Below are 20271 nucleotides of genomic sequence, written 5' to 3'. Positions count from 1 at the left end.
GCGAGCGCGGCGGAGCGGGACACCGCAATCAACTCTGTCCCGCAAGGCCTTTCGTCAACAGGGTGACGACACACGGCCCGAGGAAGTGCGAGCAGCCCTTGGCCACCAACTCCTGATGGGCCTGCGAGCTGATCATCGCGTGTACGTCGGCGCGGCTTTCCATGCGCTCATCGCTGGGTCGCCCCGGCGTCGACGGGCAGGGTCGCCGCCGTAATGTAACGCGCCTCGTCGGACGCCAGGAACAGCGCCGCGTTGGCCACGTCCACCGCGTCCACCCACGGCACCGCGAGCATGTTCATCGAGCGCGCGGCCTCGGCGAATTCCGCGCGCGTGGGCGGGCGGTCCAGGTCGGGGCGAAACGCGCTACTGACGAGGTCATTGTGGATCATCGGTGTGTCGACGTTGGTCGGGCTGATGCAGTTAACCCGGACATTGTGCGGCGCAAGCTCATTGGCCAGCGAGCGCATCAAGCCGATAACGCCGTGTTTGGCGGCGGTGTAATGTGCGACGCCGACCAGCCCGCGCAGGCCCGCGATGGAACTTGTCAGGACCATCGACCCCGCCCCGCGCGCGATCAGGTGCGGTGCGGTGGCGCGGCAGGTGTGCCAGACCCCGGTGAGGTTGACGTCGAGCATGGTGCGCCAGGTGTTCTCGTCAAGCTCGATCGCCATACCGCGTGACGTGATGCCGGCCGTCGCGCACACCGCATCCAAGCCGCCGAACCATTCGGCGCCGCGGTCGGTGGCGGACTGCATCGCTTCAAAGTCACGTACGTCGATGGCCTCGGTGTGCACCCGCGCGCCCGCCGCGGCCACCAATGCGGCCGTCTCTGCCAAGTCGGCCGCCGTGCTGTGCGGAATGCTCACCGTGTCGACCGGACCGCACACGTCGAGCGCGACGACGTCGGCACCCTCCTGCGCGAACCGCACCGCCTGCGCGCGGCCAATTCCGCGCGCGGCGCCGGTGACCAGGGCGACCTTTCCTTTCACGCGCCCAGTCATGTCGTCTTCTGCGTCAGGCCGGCATCCACGACGAGCTGGGTGCCGGTGATGTAGCGGGCCGCGTCGGAAGCCAAGAACAGCACGGCGTTGGCGATGTCGACGGGCTCGACCCAGGGCACCGGGAGCAGATTGCGCGCCTGCAGCACCTCGGCCGCATCGGCCGCGGTCGGGTTGTCCAGGTCCGGCCGCAGCCGCCGAAAGGTAGCCTCGTTCAGCACCATTGGCGTGGCCACCGCGCCGGGATGCACGGTGTTGACCCGGATACCGCGCGGACCGAGCTCGTTGGCCAGGGTGCGCGCCAGTCCCACCACCGCGTGCTTGCTGGCCGTGTAGTGGGCGGTATTCGCCGTACCACGAATACCGTTGGTGGAACTGATGATAACGACGGAGCCGCCGTCGGCGCCCAGGTGTGGCACGGTCGCCTTGACCGTGTGCCAGACCCCGGTGAGGTTGATGTCGAGCGTGCGTTGCCAGTCCCTCGGGTCGAGTTCCCAGGCGGGAGCGCCCGGAAGATGGATTCCGGCGTTGGCGACGACGACATCCAGCCGGCCCAGCACGGCGACGCCGGCATCCACGGCGGCGGTCACCGCCGCGAGATCGCTGACATCGGCGAGGCCGGTCGCGCAGCGTCGACCACGGTCCTCGACTCCCCTTGCGGTGTCTTGCAACTCGTCGGCCGCGGTTTCGGCGTCGAGCGCGATCACGTCGGCGCCCTCATCGGCGAAGCGCGCACAGTGCACCCGCCCGGTGCCTTTGGCGGCGCCGGTGACCACCACAACCTTGCCGCGCAATCCCGTCATTGCGGCGCCTTGACCAGTTCGAAGCCCTTGTAGCCGGCCTCGGCGACCTCGGTGCAGATGTCGTTGTACGTCGCGAAGCCTCCGACGAATAACATGAATCCCCTTGGTTTTCCGGGCACATTGGCGCCCATGTACCAAGAGTTCGCCTTGGTGAAGAGGGTGGCCTCGGCACGCCGGGCGCACTCGGCTCCCCAGGCGTCGACGGCGTCGCTGGTCGGTTCGATGCCGGCGTAACCGTGGTGGTCGAGGTAGCCGATGGCCGCGGCGACCCAGTTCACCTGCGTCTCGGCGTGCAGCACCATGTTGGCCAGCACCGCCGGCGCGCCGGGACCCGAGATCAGGAACAGATTCGGGAATGCGTCGACGCCCAACCCGAGGTAGGTGCGCGGCCCGTGCGCCCAGTCGTCGCGCAGGTTCACGCCGCGGCGGCCGACGATATCGATTTTGCCCAACGCGCCGGTCATTGCGTCGAAACCCGTTGCCAGCACGATCATGTCGAGGTCGTAGTGCGCTTGGTCGGTGTTGATGCCAGCGGCGTCGATCGATTCAATCGGCGTGTCGCGAACGCTGACGAGCGACACGTTGGGCCGATTGAACGTCTGAAAGTAGTTGCTGTCGGTGCAGATTCGCTTGGTTCCGATCGGATGGTCGGTGGGGATCAGCAGGTCAGCCACGGCCGGGTCGTCGATGACGGCCCGGACCTTCTCCTCGTAGAACCTGCGTGCCTCTTCGTTGGCCGCCGGATCCGTCATCTGGTCCGGGAACGTCTTGGAGAACAGCACGCCACCCAGCTGCCATCGCGTTTCGAACGCCGCGCGGCGCTCCTCGGGCGTGAATTCCAGGGTCGGCTTGGGGGCGGTGATGTGCGGTGATCCGCCACCGCTGCGCCAGGACAGCCGGCGCCGCTGCGCGTAGCGGGACTTGATGTCGTCGAGTTCCGCACTGGATAAGGGTTTATTTCCCGCCGGCACACTGTAGTTAGGCGTGCGCTGGAAGACGTAGAGGTGTGCGGCCCGCTCGGCGATGATCGGAATCGATTGAATTCCAGACGATCCGGTACCGATCACCGCCACCCCCTTGCCAATGAAGTCGACGGGCTCGTGCGGCCACGCTGCGGTGTGGTAGACCTCCCCCGCGAATGAATCCAGGCCGCTGAAATTCGGGGTGAGCGCGGCCGACAGCGGGCCCGTCGCCATCACACAGAAGCGCGCGGACAGCACCCGCCCCGTTTGGGTGGTGACGATCCAGCGCAGCGTCGCCTCATCGAGTACCGCGGACAGCACGCGGGTATCGAACGCGATGTCGCCGCGCAGGTCGAGTTTGTCGGCGACCCAATTCAGGTACGCGAGGATCTCGGCCTGGGTCGCATACTTCTCCGTCCAGTTCCACTCCTGCTGCAGTTCGTCGGAGAACGAATAGCAGTAGTCGACGCTCTCCACGTCGCAACGGGCACCCGGATACCGGTTGTGGTACCAGGTGCCGCCCAGTTGGGGCGCCGCTTCCAGCACCCGCACCGAAAGTCCCTGGTTGCGCAGGGTATACAGCGCGTAAAGGCCGGCGAACCCCGCGCCGACGACGACGGCATCGAGGGGCTGTGCGGTTGTCACAACGACAGACAGTAGGCGCCGCGATCGCCGGCGGCGGGTCCACCTCCCGGTCACCGGACGCTGTGATGGAGTCCTCCCGGCCATCGGGCAAGCGCATATTTTGACCGCGATTGCGTCCGCTCACCGGGAATGCCTTCGGCGAGAACACGAACTGCGGTAGACCATTACTAGGCCCACACACGTAAGGACAACAAATATGAGCGACCGGGTACTCGACCAGGTAGTGGCCATGGCCGATCAGCTGCGCGACCAGGCCGCGGAAGCCGAGCGCATCGGCCGGCTCACCGACGACACCGTCAAGCTGATGAAGGGCGCCGGCCTGATCCGGCTGCTGCAGACCAAGCAGTACCAAGGCTTCGAGGTCCACCCGCGGGAATTCGCCGAGACGACGATGGCTACCGCGGCGCTGGATCCGGCGGCCGGCTGGATCGTCGGCGTCGTCGGCGTGCACCCCTACCAGCTGGCTTACGCCGACCCGAAGGTCGCCGCCGAAATCTGGGCCGACGACGTCGACACCTGGATGGCGTCGCCGTATGCGCCGCAGGGGGTGGCCAAACCCGTCGACGGCGGCTACCTCTTCAACGGTCGCTGGCAGTTCAGCTCGGGCACCGACCATTGCGACTGGATCATCCTGGGCGCCATGCTCGGCGACGAGAAGGGCATCCCGTTGATGCCGCCGCAGATGCTGCACATGATCCTGCCGCGCAAGGACTACGAGATCGTCGACGACTCGTGGAATGTGGTGGGGCTGCGTGGAACCGGCTCTAAAGATGTCATCGTCAAGGACGCGTTCGTGCCCAGCTACCGGACCATGGACGCGACCAAGGTGATGGACGGCACCGCCCAGCGCGAGGCCGGCATGACCGAGCCGCTGTACCTGATGCCGTGGTCGACGATGTTCCCGCTGGGCATCTCCGCGGCGACCATCGGCATCGCCGAAGGGGCGCTGGCCTCGCACCTGGACTATCAGCGCGAGCGCGTCGGCGCCACCGGCACCGCGATCAAGGACGACCCCTACGTCATGCACGCGATCGGCGAGGCGGCCGCCGACATCAACGCCGCCCGCCAAGAGCTGCTGGCCAACGCCGACCGCATCTACGACATGGTCGCGGCCGGCAAGGAGGTCTCCTTCGCCGACCGGGCGGCCGGGCGCCGGACGCAGGTGCGCGCGGTGTGGCGCGCGGTGTCCGCGGTCGACGAGATCTTCGCCCGCTCGGGCGGCAACGCCGCGCGAATGGACAAACCACTGCAACGGTATTGGCGTGACGTGCACGTCGGACAGATGCATGCCATCCACGTGCCCGGCACCACGTATCACGCCTCGGCGCTGAGTTCGATCGGCATCGATCCGCCCGAGGGCCCGCTGCGAGCCCTGATCTGAGCAGGAGACCAATCCGTGAGCGACCTGAAAAGCCTTGGTTACATCACCATTTCGACCAACGACATCGACCGCTGGAGACAGTTCGCCTTCGGCGTGCTGGGTTTTGCGCAAGGCAAGGGCCCCGATCCGTCCGCGCTGTACCTGCGGATGGACGAGCGGGCGGCCCGGCTCATCGTGGTGCCCGGTGAGACCGACCGGGTGCTGACCGTCGGCTGGGAGGTGCGCGACCACCCGGCGTTGTTGCGCGTGCAGGCCGCCCTCGACGGCGCCGGCGTGGCGTACAAGCAACTATCCCCCGACGAGGCCGAGGCGCGCCGGGTCGAAGAGGTGATCACCTTCGAGGATCCCGCCGGCACCACGCTCGAGGTGTTCCACGGCGCGGTGCTCGACCACAGCCCGGTCGTCACGCCGTTTGGCGCGAAGTTCGTCACCGGCGACCAGGGCATGGGCCACGTGGTGGTGCCGGCCACCGACCCCAACGGGCTCTTCGACTTCTACACCGAGGTGCTGGGCTTCCGCGCCCGCGGCGCATTCCGGGTGCCACTGCCGAAAGAGTTTGGCCCGGTGCGGGTTCGCTTCCTGGGCATCAACGAGCGCCACCACAGCCTGGCGATCGTCCCGGCCGCACACCAGCGCGACCCGCGCCTGGTCCACATTATGGTCGAGGTCGACACCCTCGACGCCGTGGGGCAGGCACTGGACCGGGTCAACGCCGAGGGGTTCCAGCTGTCGTCTACCCTCGGGCGCCACACCAACGACAAAATGGTGTCGTTCTACGTCCGCGCACCCGGGGACTGGGACATCGAATTCGGCACCGACGGCATGCGGGTCGACGAAACCTACTACACGGCAGAGGAGATCACCGCCGACAGCTACTGGGGTCACCAGTGGGTCGGCGAAATGCCCGCGGCCATGCGACTGTGACGCCCGAATCGGACGTGACGCCGGTCCCCGCGTCGTCCATCACCTCATGGGATGACGAGGCCGACGTCGTCATCGCCGGCTACGGCATCGCCGGGGCGGCCGCTGCCGTGGAGGCGGCCCGGTCCGGCGCCGACGTATTGGTGCTGGAGCGCACCGGCTCCTGGGGCGGCGCCGCGTCGATGGCCGGCGGCTTCATCTACCTCGGTGGCGGCACCCCGATCCAAAAGGCCTGTGGGTTCATCGATTCCGTCGACAACATGGCGGCCTTCCTCAACGTCGCGATGGGCCCCGGCGCCGACGAGAACAGGATCGCCGACTACTGCGCCGGCAGCGTCGCCCACTTCGAATGGCTGGTCGGCTGCGGTGTCCCGTTCAAGGCGGAGTTCTTCTCCGAACCCGGCTGGGAGCCGATGGGCGACCAGGGGCTGATGTACAGCGGCGGCGAAAACTCCTTCCCTTTCAACACCATTGCCTCCCCCGCGCCGCGCGGGCACGTCCCGCAGATGCAGAACAAGAAGCAGGGCGAAGCCAGCGCCGGCTACATGCTGATGAAGCCACTGGTCGAAACCGCGACCGCGGCCGGCGTGCGGGCGCGCTACGACGTGCGGGTGCAGCGACTGATCACCGAATCCGACGGCCAGGTGGTCGGCATCCGCGCCCGCCAGTACGGCACCGAGATGAGCATCCGGGCGCGCACCGGGGTGGTCCTCGCGACCGGCAGCTTCGCCTACAACGACGCGATGGTCGAGCGCTACGCGCCGCGCATCGCCGGCCGGCCCGCCGCCTCGATCGAGCAGCACGACGGGCAGGCGATCCGGATGGCGCAAGCCTTGGGCGCCGATCTCGCCCACATGGACGCCACCGAGGTCGCGATCTTCATCGACCCGCAGCAATTGGTGCGCGGCATCCTGGTCAACGGCCGCGGTCAGCGCTACGTCGCCGAGGACACCTACCCGGGCCGGATCGGGCAGCTCACCCTCTACCAGCAGGACAACGTCGCCTATCTGATCATCGACGGCGACGCGCAGGAGGAGGCGATGGCCTCGTGGTCGCCGAAATTCATGCTGCGCCCAGCGACCTGGGTGGCGGACACCGTCGCCGACCTGGAACGCGACATGGGGCTGCCACCCGGCTCGCTGCAGGCGACGGTGGCCGCGTACAACGAGGGCGCCGCCCGCAGCGAGGATCCGCTGCTGCACAAGAAGCCCGAGTGGATCAAACCGATCGGCTCCCCCGTCGGCGCCGTCGACCTGCGGGAGAACACCGGCGGCTTCACCCTGGGCGGACTGGCCACCACGCTGGACGCCGAGGTGCTGCACGTCAGCGGCGAACCCATCCCGGGACTCTTCGCCGCCGGCCGGTGCACCGCCGGCCTGGCCGCCTGGGGGTACGCCAGCGGCGTCTCGCTGGGTGACGGCAGCTTCTACGGCCGCCGCGCCGGCCGCTCCGCAGCCAAGGGCTGACTCGCGCCCCGATCGCCGCCGGACACTCGTCGTCGTCCGGCGGTTTTCTCGCGTGTGGTGTGACAGCGGCCACAGGGGTGTGGTAGAAACAGATATTCCTAATAGGAATATGCCAGCCAGATAGTTTCAGTCAGGAGGGCCGGATGCCAGGCACCGCGGAATCAGCAACGCCCACGGCGGTCATCGACCGCATCTCGCTCGTCCTGGACGCGTTCGACGGCCCCGGACGCCTCACGCTGGCCCAGATCGTCCGGCGCACCGGCCTGCCGCGCTCATCGGCGCACCGGATGCTCGAGCGTCTGGTGCAGCTGCGCTGGCTGCGCCGCAGCGGCCGCGACTACGAGCTGGGCATGCGCCTGGTCGAGTTGGGCTCACTGGCCGTGCATCAGGACCGCCTGGTGCGCGCGGCCCACCCCCTGCTGGGCGAATTACACCGCGCCACAGGGCTCGTCGTACATCTCGCGGTTCTCGACGGGCCGGACGTGGTCTACCTCGACAAGGTGGGCGACTCGCCGCTGGCGCCGATACCCACGCGGGTGGGCAGCCGTCAGCCCGCGCATTGCACCGCCGTCGGCAAGGCGATACTGGCCTACCGCGACGAGGACGCGCCGGTGGACCTACGAATCCGCAAAACGAAGTACTCGATCGCCACCGGCTCACAGCTGGCCGTCGAGTTGTCCCGGGTGCGCGCGCACGGCGTCGCCTTCGAGCGTGAGGAGTCGCTGCTCGGATTCGGTTGTGTGGCAGCGCCCATCGGCGGGGCCGGCGAGGACCAGGACGTCATCGCCGCGGTGTCGGTGTGCGGTCCGATGAACCGGATGAAGTTCGACCAGCGTTTGATCGCCCCGGTCAGGATGACGGCGATGGGCATCTTGCGGCACGCCGAGGACGGCCCGCACCGCGTCGCCCCGACCCTGCAGCCCTTGCGTCCGCTGCGCCCCGCGCCGCGGCCCGCGTTGCAGTACGCGTGAGCCTCGATACCTGCCAAGCCGGTGAACGGCGCCTCCCGGTGGCCGGGACTTTGTCCGTCCCAATCCGAGACGGCGCCATACCCTTTGCACATGGCCAACGGTGAGATCTTTGTCGTCGACCGTGTCATCACGCGCCCCGGTTGCGCTAGGGAATTCGTGGACACCTACCTCAACGAGTACGCACCGGCCGCACGCGACCGAGGCATGACGCTGCGGGACATTCTGGTCAGCCCGCCGATCTGGTTCGACGACCAAGCCAACACCGTGACCATCACCTGGTCACTACCCAGCCTGCAGGCGTGGTGGGAGATGACGTGGCAGGGCCGGCCGGACCCCACCCTCGGGCCATGGTGGGAAGGCATCGGCGATCTCGTCGAGACGCGCGGACGCAGTGTGGCCGCCGCGGCCAACGACGTCGATCGGCTCTGCGATGTATAGCGTGACACGGCTGCTCGACGTCGCTGAGCATAATCGCGACCGCGTGCTGACCGCTGTGCGTGCCGCCGCCGCAAGCACCGGGGCGCAACGCCAACTCGTCGAGCCGACCCTACCGGGCGCGCGCAACGGCGGCGATGTCATGGTGCACCTGCGCTTCGGCGCCGAAAGCCAATGGCATTGCGCCGAACCCGATTTCGCGGCATTGCTTAAAGATCCCGCGATCACCGCCATCAACGGCGCCTGCTATTCAGGCGCGGCTTCCTGTACCGGCGCAACCGGCACCGTCTATCGCGCGCTGCTGATGTGCGTGCTGCCCGGCACCGACGGCGACACCATCGCCCGCTTCGAAGACGAGCTGCGCTTGATGCTGCGCTATATCAAGACGATCACCGCCTGGCAGCTGAGCCGTGTCGAGCGAGCGATCGGGACGCGGGAGTGGACCCACGTGTTCGAGCAGGAATTCACCGACGTCGAAGGGCTGATGGGCGCCTACCTGATGCACCCGATCCACTGGGCCGTTGTGGACCGCTGGTTCGATCCCGAGTGTCCCGAAGTGATCATCCGGAATCCGGTGTGCCACAGCTTCTGCGCGATCACCGACCCCGTGCTGAGCTATCCCGCCTAGTACCCCGCCGGCAGGATGTTGGGGTTGGCCGTCGTCGGTGGCTCCAGCGCGGGCAGCTCGCCTTTGCCGTCCAGTGTGTGCACTCGCAGCTGCTGTGACCACGGATAGTGCAGGCTGAATGCGACCAGGCCGGTGCGCTCGGCCGCGCGAAGGTGACACATCGCCAGCACTGTCTCGGCCAGGTATTCCACCGGTTCGGTCGGAAACGAGTCGGGAATCAACTGTGCCGCACCGGGTGTCCGGACCGCTGTCGACGGGCCCACGCAGTTGACCGCAATGTTGGCGTCCAGCAGTTCCGCCGCTACACCCTGGGTGAAGCGGTGCAGCGCGGCCTTGACGGCCCCGTAGATCACGTCGCCCGATGTCTTGTTGTAGTCGCGGTACGGCCGCACCGGCGCCACCCCGGTCACCGACCCGATGTTCACTATCCAGCCCCCGCCTTGCTTGCGCATGTGGGGCACAGCGGCTTTCGTCAGGACGAACGGCGTGCGCAGGTAGTGCTCCACCGTGCGGTCGAACGTCTCCAGACTCATCTCCTCGATCACCGAGTAGTCGGCGAAGCCCGCATTGTTGACCAGAATGTCGATACGGCCCGTGCGGTCGAGCACCTCGTCGATCAGACCGGCACGGGCGCCGTCGTCTTCGAGGTCGACGGCCAGCCCGAACGCCGATCCACCTGCGTTCTCGATCAGGGCGATCGTCTCATCGATCGTCCCCGGCAGCACTGTAGCCAGCCCCGCCCGGGTGGATCGCGAGGGCGTGTGGTTTCGCGCCGTCACCGCCACCGTGGCACCCTCGGCGGCCAATCGCCGCGCGATCGCCCGGCCAATCCCCCGGCTGCTGCCGGTGACCAAAGCCGTTCTACCGGAGAGCATTTGTGTCATCGCAACTCAAAGTGCTCTTCGATCGGCGCTCGGTGTTCATGCCAGAGGTCGACCAGCCGGTACGGAGTGGCCACCACGACGCGTCCCGAACCGGAGCGGTAATAGGTGTGCGCGTTCGGGGTGTGGCACCACACCGTGTTGGCCATGGCCTCGTCGACGGCGGCCACATAATCGTCGTAAGCCTGTCGTGTGACCTCCATCGTCGTCGCGCCGCGCAGGGCCATCAGATGCAGGCATTCGATGATGTAGTGCGACAGCACTTCCATCGAGAAATTGGCGCCGGCGCCGTGACCCGGACTGTAGTTCGGTGCTGAGGTGATGAACAGGTTGGGGAAGCCCGGCACGGTGCCGCCGCGGTAGGCGCGGGGGCTGTCACCCCACTCGTCGGTGAGCTTGCGCCCGCCGCGCCCGCGAATATCGATGGTAGACAAGAAATCGAGGTGATATCCGGTGGCATAGATGATCACATCGAGATCGATCTGCCTACCGTCCTGCGTGACGATACCTTTGGCGTTGACCGCGGCCGGCTCGCTGGCTTCCACATCGACGTGCTCACGGGTCAGAGCCTCGTAGTAACCACCTGGATCACGGATGATCCGCTTGCCGTAGGGCGCAAAATCCGGCGTCACCTTCTTCGCCAGTTCAGTCCCCGAGCCAAAGGTCGTGTTGATGTAGTCCGTACACACTCGTAGGAGCACGTCGTTCGCGGGCGAGATCGATAGGTGCGTTTTCGCCCACTGCCGGTCACGCAGGATGACGGGATAGTTGTTGTCCGCCGTGCCCCAGTACGACTTCAGCCTGTTCCATTTGGCGTAATTGGGGACGTGCCGGCCGAGGTAACGGCGGTACTCGGGAACGTCGTCGGTCAGGCGCTTACGCGGCGCCACCCAGTGTGGCTGGCGCTGAAACAGCGTGAGGTGCTCGACTTCGTTCACGCAAGCGTCGACGATTTGCACCGCCGTGCAACCGGCACCGATGATCGCCACTCGCTTGCCCGCGAGGTCCAGCGATCTATCCCATCGTGCGGAGTGAATGCTGGTGCCCGCGAATGCCTCTCGGCCCGATAGCTCGGGCCAACGCGGCCGGTTCAGGTAGCCTGCGGCGGTGATCACCACCCGCGCCTGGGTGACGTCGTGGTTGCCGTCGCGATCAACCGAGCGGATTTGCCAATGAGCACGGTCCTCGTCCCACCACAGCGCCGTGACCTCGGTGCCGAATCGTATGTGTTCACGCAGTCCGTATTTGTCGGCCAACGCAACGAGGTAGGCCTGGTACTCAGCGCCCTGCGGGTAGTAGCTCGTCCATTCGGGGTTCACCTCGCGCGACAATGAGTAGTACGCCGAGGGTGTGTCGACTCCGATGCCGGGGTAGGTCGTGGTCAACCACGTACCCCCGACTTCGTGATTGCGGTCGAAGATTTCGTAGCCTATCTCGGCCTCGGCGGCCGCGAGCGCAGCGATGATGCCGGCGATGCCAGCCCCGATGATGACCACATTCGTCGTTTCAGGGATCGGCACCGTGCGGTGCGGCGTCGGCCGCGAGAGTGCAAACCCGCCCTGCTCGAGCAGCAGTGGGACGAACTCGTCGTCCACCTCCGACCCCAGCGCCAGCGGGAGCAAGCGCCTGAACAGCTCGGCGTCGACGCCGGGCGGAGCACTCGTGCTGTGGACCAGGGCGTCAACCAGGGTGCTCACCAGTTCCGCCGCGGTGTCGTCATCGGTGACGCCGGCCCGTTCGGGGGGATCCGGGACGTGGGAGATCTTCGGCGCGAACCTCTCGATGACGGACGAGTCGCCCGTCAGCTGCGCCAGGACCGCGACCAGCACGCCGGGGTCGGCCTGGCCAAGGTGCGCCCGCAGTTCGTCGATATCGAACGTGTCCGAGTTGGGACGCGACGTCGATTCTGTGGCGGAGGTCATGACACCGAGTATCGGAGCGGGCAAGCGGGTTGGGCACTGCTCTGTCTACTCAGCGGGAGGTGAGAACCGAGGGCTCTGCCATGGCGGGCCGCCCTCCGACGTATGCAACGGGCATCCCTCTGAATCCGGCGCTGGGTAGGACCACAGCGGCGTTGCGCGACAACGGCTTTGCGTCCGCTGCTAGCGCACCACTGTTAGCTGTGTGCGGTCCTGGTGTTCGTGTCGTCGTGGTTGCCGACCAAATTCCTCGCTAGCGGAGGCAGGCGGTGTTCCACTGACCGGGCATCCTCGTGTTTGCATGACCGTACTGGGAGTTCACTGATGCCATGAGCGACGACGTCACACTGTCAGACCTGCAGGAGTTCATCGCCGGGTTTTGGTATCACTACGACGAGGCGCATTACGAGGAGCTGGCGGCAGGCTACGCCGAGGACGTGCGCTATGTAACCCGCAGCGATACGGGCACCAGCCCGTTCGAGGAACTGATGTCGCCCGAATTGTGCGGCCGGGCCGCTGTTATGCAGTGGTTGTCCGAACATCGCAAACAGAGTCCGTACCCGTTGCGCCACCACGCCACGAACGTGCACCGCACGGGCACCGATGGTGATGTCACGCATGCGCGGTTCTACATCTTCGTCAACCAGACGGCCAACTTCGTGCCGTTCGGGGTCTCCACCGGCGTGGCCAACGTTGGTGTGCGGCGCGGCGCGGGCGGGCTGGAGTTCACCGAGATGGACATCGTTCTCGACACCACGAATTCGGTGTTGATGTCCGAGCTCACCGCCGACAGCGCCACTGGTTCGTGACCGCTCGCGAAACATTCTCTGGCGGCATCGCCGTCATTACCGGCGCCGGCGCAGGCATCGGTGCCGGACTGGCTCGACACGCCAGCCGGTTGGGGATGACGGTGGTGCTGGCCGACATCGACGCCCACGCCATCGCCACGCTGCGCGACGAGCTCTGTGCGGCGGGAGGGGCAGCGCTGGATGTGGTGTGCGACGTTCGCGAACCCGACGCCGTCGATGCGCTCGCCGAGAAGACCTACCGCGATGTCGGTGCCGTGCGGCTGCTGGTGAACAACGCGGGTGTCGAACAGTTCGGCTACCTGTGGGACACACCCGTCGTCAACTGGCGGCGCGTCATCGACGTAAACATCAGCGGCGTCTTCCACGGTGTGCGGGCCTTTCTGCCCAGGATGATGGCCACCGACGAGCAGGCGTGGGTGTGGAATCTGTCGTCGGTCGGTGGCGTGGTGTCGATTCCGTTGCAGGCGCCTTACATCGTGAGCAAACACGCGGTGCTCGCATTGACGGAATGTCTACACCTCGACGTTCAGGCGGCTGGACACCACGACCACATTCACGTGCAGGCCGTGCTGCCTGGTGCAGTGGTGTCGAACATCTTCGAGTCGGCGGGTGGCGTCGACGCCGACGATGCGAGCGACCCTGACGCGGCGGAGTCTCAGCGATCCGCGATGCTCGACATCAAGGCCGATGCCATGGATGCGCTCACCGCCGCCGACGTGGTGTTCGAGCAGGCCGCCGAAGGCCGGTTCTATCTCCTTACACAACCCGAATTCGTGGGGAACGCGATGCGGGAACGAGCGGATGTGCTTGCAGCACAACGACCGCCGACGCTAGCCCCAAACGCCGCTTCGATCCCGCCGAACAATGAGCGCGCCAGCACTTGACCCCGATGCCGCTGCCAGGGTGGCGGCCTTGGGCCGCGTCGCGCCGATGCGGGAAAGAGGCCTTGCGGTGGTGCGCGATTCCCTCGAGTCAATGCCATTGCCACCGATGCCCGACACGGCCGAAGTGACCGACCACGTCATAACCGGATCCAGCGGCGAGCTTCCGCTGCGCATCTACCGACCGACCCGAGACGTCGATGCGCCGGCGTTGGTCTATTTCCATGGCGGCGGCATGGTGCTGGGCTCCAACCATTCCTTCGAGCCGCTGGCCCGCAACCTCGCACAGGCGTCCGGTGCAACCGTCGTCGCGGTTGGCTACCGCCTCGCCCCGGAAGCCGCACCCCCGGCGCAGTTCGACGATGCGTTCAGCGCGACCGCATGGGTCGCCTCGAACGCAACCGAGTTACGTTTGGATGCAAACCGATTGGGGGTGATCGGCGACAGCGCGGGTGGCACGCTGGCCGCGGGCGTCGCACTGGCTGCCCGTGACCGAGGCGGCCCGGCGTTGTTCTGCCAGGTGTTGTTGTACCCGGCCTTGGATCGCGACATGACCGTGCCATCGCTCGCGACGCTGCGATCTGCACCCATGCTGAGCCTCGACGACATCCATTACATGCACGAACTGGCCGACGCGGGAGCCGGGCCACCCGAAGATCCATACCTCGTGCCGGCGTACGCCACCAACCTGTCCCATCTACCGCAGGCCATCGTGGCGACCGCCGCGGTCGATCCGATCCGCGACTGGGGAGAACGGTACGCGGAGCGGTTGCGGGATGCCGGGGTGCAGACGACCGTCACTCGTTATCCCGGTGTGTATCACGGCTTTCTGATGCGTTCAGAATCCGTCGCTCGCGCCGGCCTCGCGCTCGCCGAGACCGGCGCGTTGCTCAGGGCGAAGTTTGAGCATCCGCTCCCGTTCTGACGCCCGGCATCCGTAGGAACCTTCGTCCCGATCACCGGACATAGGTGACCCGTCGCCGTGCCAATCGGACCAAGATCGACAGCAACATGATCGAGTGCCATGCCGAAGGAGACCTCGATGCTGACCGACGAGCGGCGGACAGAGTTGTCCGACATCCTGCGTCCCGCCGCACCGCCCCGGGAAATCACGGACGTCTACACCGACGATCAGCGGGAACAACTCCTCGACGTCGTGCGCACCGAGGGTCCATGGAAGCTGATCATCGCGCAACACTTCGCATCGGCCGACGAACTGATCGCCACCATGAGTGGTGCCTTCCCCGAGGGATTCACGCCGTCGCTGGACCTCTTCCTCACCCCGACGTTCCGCGGCTACCTGGCCAACTACGGCGCGGCGCTCTACCCGCAACTGCATGATTGCTTCTACAACGCGCGGTTCCTGGAGATGGCTAAAAGCTACTGGAACGCCGAGTACGCCAAACCACAGCTGATGCTGTTCAACATCAACGGTCCGTGCGCCAATCGCGACCCGGGACACCTGGATTCGCCCAGCTTCCGCGGCGTGCGGCACGAAAACGCGCCGACCTGGCTCACCAGTGTCATGGGCAAGTCCGGGCTCTTCAAGGATTACCTGATCAAGATGGCTCAGGTAATCACCTGGTTCTCGCTGGATGGCGGCAGTGGATTCACCTACTGGCCCAACGGGCCACTCAAGGCGCCTAAGCGAGTCATGCCGCCGATCAACAACCGCGGCGTTGTGGTGCAGAACGAAATGATGGTGCACCGCGGCGAGGCGAACGGGCCCCTAGACCAACAGATTCCGGCCGGCTTGGCCTTCGACACCGTGTTCACCGGCGATCCTGACGACCGCGACCGCTGGCTGCTGAAGAACGGCGAAGACGTGATCGCGCGCCACCACACGGACGAGTTGCGGTTCCTGGTGCACTGGTCGGCCGAGGTGTTCTCCGATTTCGACGACCTGAAGAAGAACATGGAGGGTTCGGACGACCTGACCGCCGAGCGGGCCATCGACATGATGGTCGACGACCTCAAGGCCAGAGGGATCAGGCTCGACATTCCCAGTGAACCGCTGCAAGACGCGGCGTTCATCGGCGCGCTCAACGCCGCTTACGACCTGGGCGGTCCGGCCGTTTATCCCGAAGAGGCGCCGATCAGCGCTTTCCAGCTCGCATGATCGAAAAAGGATGCCCGCTAGAGCGTTTCGCACCCCTGCACGGGGTCAACGCCGCCAGCAAGGCTGGGATGCTGTCGTTCACGCATGCGTTGGTGCTCGGCGGCGCACGTGACTGACACGCTGCGCGAACGGCTTGCGCAGTCGGTGCGACGTCTGATCGACGTCACCATTCGCAGCGAGGCCGACGAAGCCGCCGTGGCGCATGCCCTGGCCCTTGTCGACCAAACCGTCGACGTGTTGAGCACACGGCTCATGCCAGGGTCGTTCGGTGTGCGCACGAACCCTGACGGCAAAACCGTCGTCGCGGGCAATGTGGCCATCGGGCTGCACAACCCGATTGCCCCGCCACTGGTCGTCCGGCAAGACGCGGGGGGCGGCGTTCATGCCGATGTGCACCTCGGCGCCGGCTACGAGGGGCCCCCCGGTCATGTACACGGCGGCATGTGCGCCCTGATCCTGGACCATGTTCTGGGCGCGACGGCACATCAGCCGGGTAGACCGGCGTACACCGGCACCATCACCGTGCGGTATCTGCGTCCCACGCCCTTGGGCGCCCTGCGAGCCGAGGCCCGGCTGGAGCGGATTGATGGCAGCAAGACGTATGCGACCGGCCAGCTCAGTAACGTCGACGGTGTCACGGTGGAAGCCGAGGGCGTATTCATCACGCCCCGCGGGTAATCGGCGAATGCCGCCACAATGTGCGGCAGAATCGAGTCGTACAACCGAAGCGTCGGTCCGGTTATAGGATTCGGTTTCGGCGCGACCAACTCAGGGAGCCCGTCAGACATGGTTGCCCGCCTGCTCGCCAGTTTGGGGGCCGCATCGGTCGCCCTGCTGGCGGCGGCGCCGGCCGCTTATGCCGACACCACCGACGAGAAATTTCTGGCGGCCCTCGAGGAGCAGGGCATCGTCGACCAAGGCTCGGCCGGACACGCGATCGAAGCCGCCCATTACGTGTGCGCGCGACTCGACACCGGCGAAACGCCCATGGCGGTGATGCAGGACGTGCTGGCCAGCAGCAGCTTGCCGGAGTTTCACACCGGTTTCTTCGTGGCCCAGAGCATCTACTCGTACTGCCCCCGGCACAAGGATGAGATCCCGCGAGGATAGGCGCACCGGAAACTCTGAATTATTTCGGTGCACAATCTTTCTCGTCAACGACAGCTTTCTCGTCAACGACAGCTTTCTCGTCAACGACAGCTTTCTCGTCAACGAAGGCTTTCTCGTCAACGACAGCCAGATCGCCGCGCCGCACCGCGTCCATGATCGACGCACTCAGCGCCGAACACACGATGAAGATACCCCGGCTGCCCGGCGTGGCTATCTTCTGCGCGTCGGCCCGCTCGGCGCAGCGGGCCGTCGCGTCGGCGTTCCACTGCACGCTGGTCTGATTCCAGCTGCTCTTGCGGGCCAGCACCCGCGCCCCACAATGACCGCACGCCACCGGCACCATCGGCATCTCGTCGAGCCGATTGTCCTCTCGCACCGACGATTCCGGCGTCATCACGCGCGGGCCGCCATGTTGGCCTCGACCTCTTTCATCCACGCCTCGTTGGGCCGGGTGGTGTCGAGCTCGAATTCGAAGCGGTCCACCATGTCCGGTTGCACGTCGGCGGCGTCGACGTAGAACTGCTGATACCAGCGCCGTAATTGGTAGACCGGGCCGTCCTCCTCGACCAGCAGCGGATTGTCGATGCGTGCCTTGTGCCGCCAGATCTCGACGTCCTGCTCGAAACCGAGCTTGACGTAGTCGCCGAGTTTGATCGCGGTCTGCATCGCCTCGTCTCCGGGCATCGTCTCCGACTTCTTCACGATGATGCCGTATTGCAGCACAAAGGAATTCGCATCGATCGGATAGTGGCAATTGATGAGGATCGTCTTGGCATCGCCGTGCTGGTAGTGGTAGGTCAGGTCGTCGATCATGAAGGACGGGCCGTAGTAGGACGCCACCGAGGTGTTGCCCAGCATCTGTGCGCCTTCGGTGCCGCCCATGTCGGGACGGCCCTCGCCGTTCATGTATTGCGTCGCGACGTGCCCCTCGAAGATGTTCTTGAAGTAGGTGGGCAACGCGCCGTGGATGTAGTAGAAGTGGGCCATATCCACCACGTTGTCGATGATTTCGCGGCAATTGCTCTGTACGACCGTGGTGTACCAATGCCAGTCAGTCCACTGGTCGCTGGTGGCGCCCTCGATGCGCGGGATCGTCACCTCGGGCGGAGGCGGTTTACGCTCCGGGTCATTCCACACGAACAACATGCCGTCTTGCTCCAGCGTCGTCCACGCTTGGGTGCGGGCCAGTTTGGGGGCCCGCCGGCTGTAGGGCACCTGCTTGCAGCGTCCGTCGCCGCCCCAGCGCCAGTCGTGGAACGGGCAGGCGATCTCGTTGCCCTTGACCTGGCCCTGGGACAGGTCGCCGCCCATGTGCCGGCAATATCCGTCGAGCACGCTGATGTTCCCGTCCCCGCTGCGGAAGACGACGAGTCTTTGCCCGAAGGCGTTGATCGCATGGGGCTTTCCGTCGCCGAAATCCTTGGTCAGCCCGAGGCAGTGCCAGCCGCGGGCAAACCGCGTCGGCGCGGCCTGCGCTTCAATGAACCGAATTTCGTCAGCCTCGATCTGCGACGTCATGAGGCTGATCTAACTCCTCCGGACCCGGCCGCGGGACCCCCTTGTTCCACTGATCAGGACGAAGCTTCCTGCGCCGCGCCGCCGCGGCCTACCGTTGCGGACGTGACGACGCACAGCGCGACGATCCCCGCCGGACTTCCCGTGGCCGACGCATGCGTTGACCTGCTCGTCGTCGGCTCCGGCACGGGCACGGCCGCGGCGCTGGCCGCCCACGAGTCGGGGCTGTCGGTGCTGATCGTGGAGAAATCGTCGTACGTGGGCGGCTCGACCGCCCGGTCGGGCGGCGCGCTATGGCTGCCGGCCAGTCCGGTGCTTGCGCAGGCGAACGCCGGCGACACCGCGGAGCGCGCCGGCACCTACCTGGACGCGGTGGTCGCGGGCTCGGCGCCGGCGCAACGGTCGGCGGCGTTCGTGGCGCACGTGGCGGCGACGGTGGACATGCTGCGCCGGACGACGCCGCTGCGGCTGTTTTGGGCCCGCGATTATTCCGACTACCACCCCGAGGAACCGGGCGGCAGCGCGGCTGGGCGCACCTGTGAGTGCCACCCGTTCGACACCTCCCTACTCGGCAAGTACCGCACTAGGTTGGAGCCCGGCCTGATGGAGGTCACCGTCCCGATGCCGACGACGGGCGCCGACTACCGGTGGATGAATCTAGTGGCACGGATGCCGCGCAAGGGAATTCCCGTCTACGGCAAGCGCCTGGCGCAGGGTGTGGCCGGCCGAGTGGTGGGCCGTCGCTACGCCGCGGGCGGCCAGGGCCTGATGGCCGGGCTGTTCACCGGAGTGCTGCGCGCCGGCATCCCGGTCTGGACCGGCACCGCGCTGGCGCGCCTTTCCCGCGAGGGCGACCGCGTGACCGGCGCGGTCCTGGACCAGGGCGGGCGCGAGGTGACGATCACCGCGCGGCGCGGGGTGGTGCTGGCCACGGGGGGTTTCGACCATCGCATGGACATGCGGTGGAAATTTCAGTCGGAATCGTTGGGCCGCAACCTGAGTCTGGGCGCCGCCGGCAATACCGGCGACGGAATCCGCGCGGGCCAGGATATCGGCGCGGGCATCGATTTGATGGATCAGGCGTGGTGGTTCCCCGCCATCGCACCGCTGCCCGGCAAAGCTCCGGCGGTGATGCTCGCCGAGCGGTCGCTGCCGGGCTGTCTGATCGTGGATCAGCATGGGCGCCGGTTCGCCAACGAGGCGACGGATTACATGTCGTTCGGGCAGCGATTGCTGGAGTTGGAGCGCTCGGGCAGCCCGGTGGAGGCGATGTGGATCGTCTTCGACCAGCAATACCGCAACAGTTACGTCTTTGGTGCCGAACTCTTTCCGCGAATGAGCATCCCGCAGTCGTGGTATGACGCCGGCATCGCGGTGCGCGCGGACAACCTCACCGATCTGGGCGCCCGGATGGGTGTTGAAGTGTCGGAGTTCTTTGCGACGATGACCCGCTTCAACCAAAATTCTTCTGCCGGTGAGGATCCCGACTTCGGCCGCGGTCGCAGCGCCTACGACCGCTACTACGGCGACCCGACCGTCAAGCCGAACCCCAACCTGCGGCCGTTGGTCAACGGCCCGTTCTACGGGGTGAAAATGGTGTTGTCCGATCTGGGCACCTGCGGTGGGCTGACGACCGACGAGCGGGCGCGGGTGCTGCGCGAGGACGGCGGGGCGATCGCCGGGCTGTACGCGATCGGCAACACCGCCGCCAACGCGTTCGGCACGACGTACCCGGGCGCGGGAGCAACGATCGCGCAGGGGCTGGTATACGGCTATATCGCAGCCAGGGAGGCAGCCAGGGAGGCGGCCGGCTAGTCCGGCGGAGCC

19 protein-coding genes and 2 pseudogenes are annotated in these 20271 nt (G+C 66.5%); 13 read left to right on the top strand and 8 right to left on the bottom strand.

The genetic code is table 11. The annotated features are described in order from the left end of the window. Positions 1–28: 28 nt before the first annotated feature. From A5753_RS25060 to A5753_RS11605, 4 genes are read right to left on the bottom strand one after another with little or no spacing between them, the layout of a single operon-like run. Positions 29–163 (bottom strand): hypothetical protein, encoded by a 135-nt coding sequence (locus A5753_RS25060; protein ID WP_255361361.1) that lies wholly within the window; start codon positions 161–163, stop codon positions 29–31. A 4-nt stretch (positions 164–167) separates the two neighbouring features. Further along, the gene (locus A5753_RS11615) at positions 168–1001 is read right to left on the bottom strand and encodes a mycofactocin-coupled SDR family oxidoreductase (RefSeq protein ID WP_067127442.1); all 834 of its coding nucleotides are present in this window, start codon (positions 999–1001) and stop codon (positions 168–170) included. Next, entirely contained in the window at positions 998–1801 is an 804-nt protein-coding gene (locus A5753_RS11610; RefSeq protein ID WP_067127439.1) for a mycofactocin-coupled SDR family oxidoreductase, read from the bottom strand. Before A5753_RS11610 ends, A5753_RS11615 begins: the two co-directional genes overlap by 4 nt. After that, positions 1798–3408 carry an NAD(P)/FAD-dependent oxidoreductase gene (locus A5753_RS11605; protein WP_231990062.1) on the bottom strand — a complete coding sequence of 537 codons (1611 nt, stop codon included), beginning with the start codon at positions 3406–3408 and terminating at the stop codon, positions 1798–1800. Before A5753_RS11605 ends, A5753_RS11610 begins: the two co-directional genes overlap by 4 nt. Before the next feature lie 196 nt (positions 3409–3604). Between A5753_RS11605 and A5753_RS11600 the strand changes: the two genes are divergently transcribed. The 6 genes from A5753_RS11600 to A5753_RS11575 all read left to right on the top strand — a co-directional run bounded on the left by A5753_RS11600 (position 3605) and on the right by A5753_RS11575 (position 9210). Beyond that, complete coding sequence (locus A5753_RS11600; protein WP_067127436.1) at positions 3605–4789, top strand: acyl-CoA dehydrogenase family protein; 1185 nt, start codon at positions 3605–3607, stop codon at positions 4787–4789. 15 nt (positions 4790–4804) lie between these two features. Continuing rightward, positions 4805–5713 (top strand): biphenyl-2,3-diol 1,2-dioxygenase, encoded by a 909-nt coding sequence (gene bphC, locus A5753_RS11595; protein WP_067127433.1) that lies wholly within the window; start codon positions 4805–4807, stop codon positions 5711–5713. After that, positions 5710–7176, top strand: a complete 1467-nt coding sequence (locus tag A5753_RS11590) for an FAD-dependent oxidoreductase (RefSeq protein ID WP_156656066.1) — start codon at positions 5710–5712, stop codon at positions 7174–7176. The genes bphC and A5753_RS11590 overlap by 4 nt, the downstream gene beginning before the upstream one ends. Before the next feature lie 143 nt (positions 7177–7319). Beyond that, positions 7320–8147: an IclR family transcriptional regulator gene (locus tag A5753_RS11585; RefSeq protein ID WP_067127425.1), complete on the top strand. Its 828-nt coding sequence runs from the start codon at positions 7320–7322 to the stop codon at positions 8145–8147. A gap of 90 nt (positions 8148–8237) precedes the next feature. Beyond that, the gene (locus A5753_RS11580; protein WP_067127423.1) at positions 8238–8585 is read left to right on the top strand and encodes a hypothetical protein; all 348 of its coding nucleotides are present in this window, start codon (positions 8238–8240) and stop codon (positions 8583–8585) included. Continuing rightward, a complete protein-coding gene (locus A5753_RS11575; protein ID WP_067127421.1) occupies positions 8578–9210 on the top strand; it encodes a Dabb family protein in 633 nt (210 codons plus the stop codon). The genes A5753_RS11580 and A5753_RS11575 overlap by 8 nt, the downstream gene beginning before the upstream one ends. Here A5753_RS11575 and A5753_RS11570 read toward each other — a convergent pair. Together A5753_RS11570 and A5753_RS11565 are read right to left on the bottom strand one after the other, a co-directional pair. Next, complete coding sequence (locus A5753_RS11570; protein ID WP_067127418.1) at positions 9207–10094, bottom strand: SDR family NAD(P)-dependent oxidoreductase; 888 nt, start codon at positions 10092–10094, stop codon at positions 9207–9209. The genes A5753_RS11575 and A5753_RS11570 overlap by 4 nt on opposite strands. Beyond that, entirely contained in the window at positions 10091–12013 is a 1923-nt protein-coding gene (locus A5753_RS11565) for an NAD(P)/FAD-dependent oxidoreductase (RefSeq protein ID WP_067127415.1), read from the bottom strand. The genes A5753_RS11570 and A5753_RS11565 overlap by 4 nt, the downstream gene beginning before the upstream one ends. A 326-nt stretch (positions 12014–12339) precedes the next feature. On the opposite strand from A5753_RS11565, the gene A5753_RS11560 reads away from it, so the two are divergent. The 6 genes and pseudogenes from A5753_RS11560 to A5753_RS11535 all read left to right on the top strand — a co-directional run bounded on the left by A5753_RS11560 (position 12340) and on the right by A5753_RS11535 (position 16929). Continuing rightward, positions 12340–12819, top strand: coding sequence for a nuclear transport factor 2 family protein (locus A5753_RS11560; protein ID WP_067127412.1), 480 nt, complete (start codon positions 12340–12342; stop codon positions 12817–12819). Beyond that, positions 12816–13687 (top strand): annotated as a pseudogene (locus A5753_RS11555) (SDR family NAD(P)-dependent oxidoreductase). The gene A5753_RS11560 and the pseudogene A5753_RS11555 overlap by 4 nt, the downstream one beginning before the upstream one ends. After that, positions 13684–14625, top strand: a complete 942-nt coding sequence (locus A5753_RS11550) for an alpha/beta hydrolase (RefSeq protein WP_067127404.1) — start codon at positions 13684–13686, stop codon at positions 14623–14625. Before A5753_RS11555 ends, A5753_RS11550 begins: the two are co-directional and overlap by 4 nt. A gap of 117 nt (positions 14626–14742) precedes the next feature. Continuing rightward, positions 14743–15819, top strand: a complete 1077-nt coding sequence (locus A5753_RS11545) for a hypothetical protein (protein WP_067127477.1) — start codon at positions 14743–14745, stop codon at positions 15817–15819. 84 nt (positions 15820–15903) lie between these two features. Further along, positions 15904–16497, top strand: a complete 594-nt coding sequence (locus A5753_RS11540) for a PaaI family thioesterase (protein ID WP_067127401.1) — start codon at positions 15904–15906, stop codon at positions 16495–16497. 108 nt (positions 16498–16605) lie between these two features. Beyond that, positions 16606–16929: a DUF732 domain-containing protein gene (locus A5753_RS11535; RefSeq protein ID WP_067127398.1), complete on the top strand. Its 324-nt coding sequence runs from the start codon at positions 16606–16608 to the stop codon at positions 16927–16929. Positions 16930–17044: 115 nt separating this feature from the next. Here A5753_RS11535 and A5753_RS11530 read toward each other — a convergent pair. Continuing rightward, positions 17045–17323, bottom strand: a pseudogene (locus A5753_RS11530) (ferredoxin); the annotation flags it as partial. Further along, positions 17323–18447, bottom strand: a complete 1125-nt coding sequence (locus tag A5753_RS11525) for a Rieske 2Fe-2S domain-containing protein (protein ID WP_067127394.1) — start codon at positions 18445–18447, stop codon at positions 17323–17325. The gene A5753_RS11525 and the pseudogene A5753_RS11530, both read right to left, overlap by 1 nt. Before the next feature lie 102 nt (positions 18448–18549). On the opposite strand from A5753_RS11525, the gene A5753_RS11520 reads away from it, so the two are divergent. After that, the gene (locus A5753_RS11520; RefSeq protein ID WP_082971278.1) at positions 18550–20259 is read left to right on the top strand and encodes a 3-ketosteroid-delta-1-dehydrogenase; all 1710 of its coding nucleotides are present in this window, start codon (positions 18550–18552) and stop codon (positions 20257–20259) included. The last annotated feature ends 12 nt before the right edge of the window (positions 20260–20271 follow it).

Origin of the sequence: Mycobacterium sp. 852002-51971_SCH5477799-a (assembly GCF_001667145.1) — a bacterium.
GTDB lineage: Bacteria > Actinomycetota > Actinomycetes > Mycobacteriales > Mycobacteriaceae > Mycobacterium.
The sequence above is the reverse complement of the archived record's forward strand: the minus strand, read 5'-3'. Positions and strand labels throughout refer to the sequence as shown.

Coding starts and splice junctions, on each gene's coding strand:
- A5753_RS25060 (WP_255361361.1), bottom strand. CDS start 163: ATGGAAAGCCGCGCCGACGTACACGCGATGATCAGCTCGCAGGCCCAT.
- A5753_RS11615 (WP_067127442.1), bottom strand. CDS start 1,001: ATGACTGGGCGCGTGAAAGGAAAGGTCGCCCTGGTCACCGGCGCCGCG.
- A5753_RS11610 (WP_067127439.1), bottom strand. CDS start 1,801: ATGACGGGATTGCGCGGCAAGGTTGTGGTGGTCACCGGCGCCGCCAAA.
- A5753_RS11600 (WP_067127436.1), top strand. CDS start 3,605: ATGAGCGACCGGGTACTCGACCAGGTAGTGGCCATGGCCGATCAGCTG.
- A5753_RS11585 (WP_067127425.1), top strand. CDS start 7,320: ATGCCAGGCACCGCGGAATCAGCAACGCCCACGGCGGTCATCGACCGC.
- A5753_RS11580 (WP_067127423.1), top strand. CDS start 8,238: ATGGCCAACGGTGAGATCTTTGTCGTCGACCGTGTCATCACGCGCCCC.
- A5753_RS11575 (WP_067127421.1), top strand. CDS start 8,578: ATGTATAGCGTGACACGGCTGCTCGACGTCGCTGAGCATAATCGCGAC.
- A5753_RS11570 (WP_067127418.1), bottom strand. CDS start 10,094: ATGACACAAATGCTCTCCGGTAGAACGGCTTTGGTCACCGGCAGCAGC.
- A5753_RS11565 (WP_067127415.1), bottom strand. CDS start 12,013: ATGACCTCCGCCACAGAATCGACGTCGCGTCCCAACTCGGACACGTTC.
- A5753_RS11560 (WP_067127412.1), top strand. CDS start 12,340: ATGAGCGACGACGTCACACTGTCAGACCTGCAGGAGTTCATCGCCGGG.
- A5753_RS11550 (WP_067127404.1), top strand. CDS start 13,684: ATGAGCGCGCCAGCACTTGACCCCGATGCCGCTGCCAGGGTGGCGGCC.
- A5753_RS11545 (WP_067127477.1), top strand. CDS start 14,743: ATGCTGACCGACGAGCGGCGGACAGAGTTGTCCGACATCCTGCGTCCC.
- A5753_RS11540 (WP_067127401.1), top strand. CDS start 15,904: ATGCGTTGGTGCTCGGCGGCGCACGTGACTGACACGCTGCGCGAACGG.
- A5753_RS11535 (WP_067127398.1), top strand. CDS start 16,606: ATGGTTGCCCGCCTGCTCGCCAGTTTGGGGGCCGCATCGGTCGCCCTG.
- A5753_RS11525 (WP_067127394.1), bottom strand. CDS start 18,447: ATGACGTCGCAGATCGAGGCTGACGAAATTCGGTTCATTGAAGCGCAG.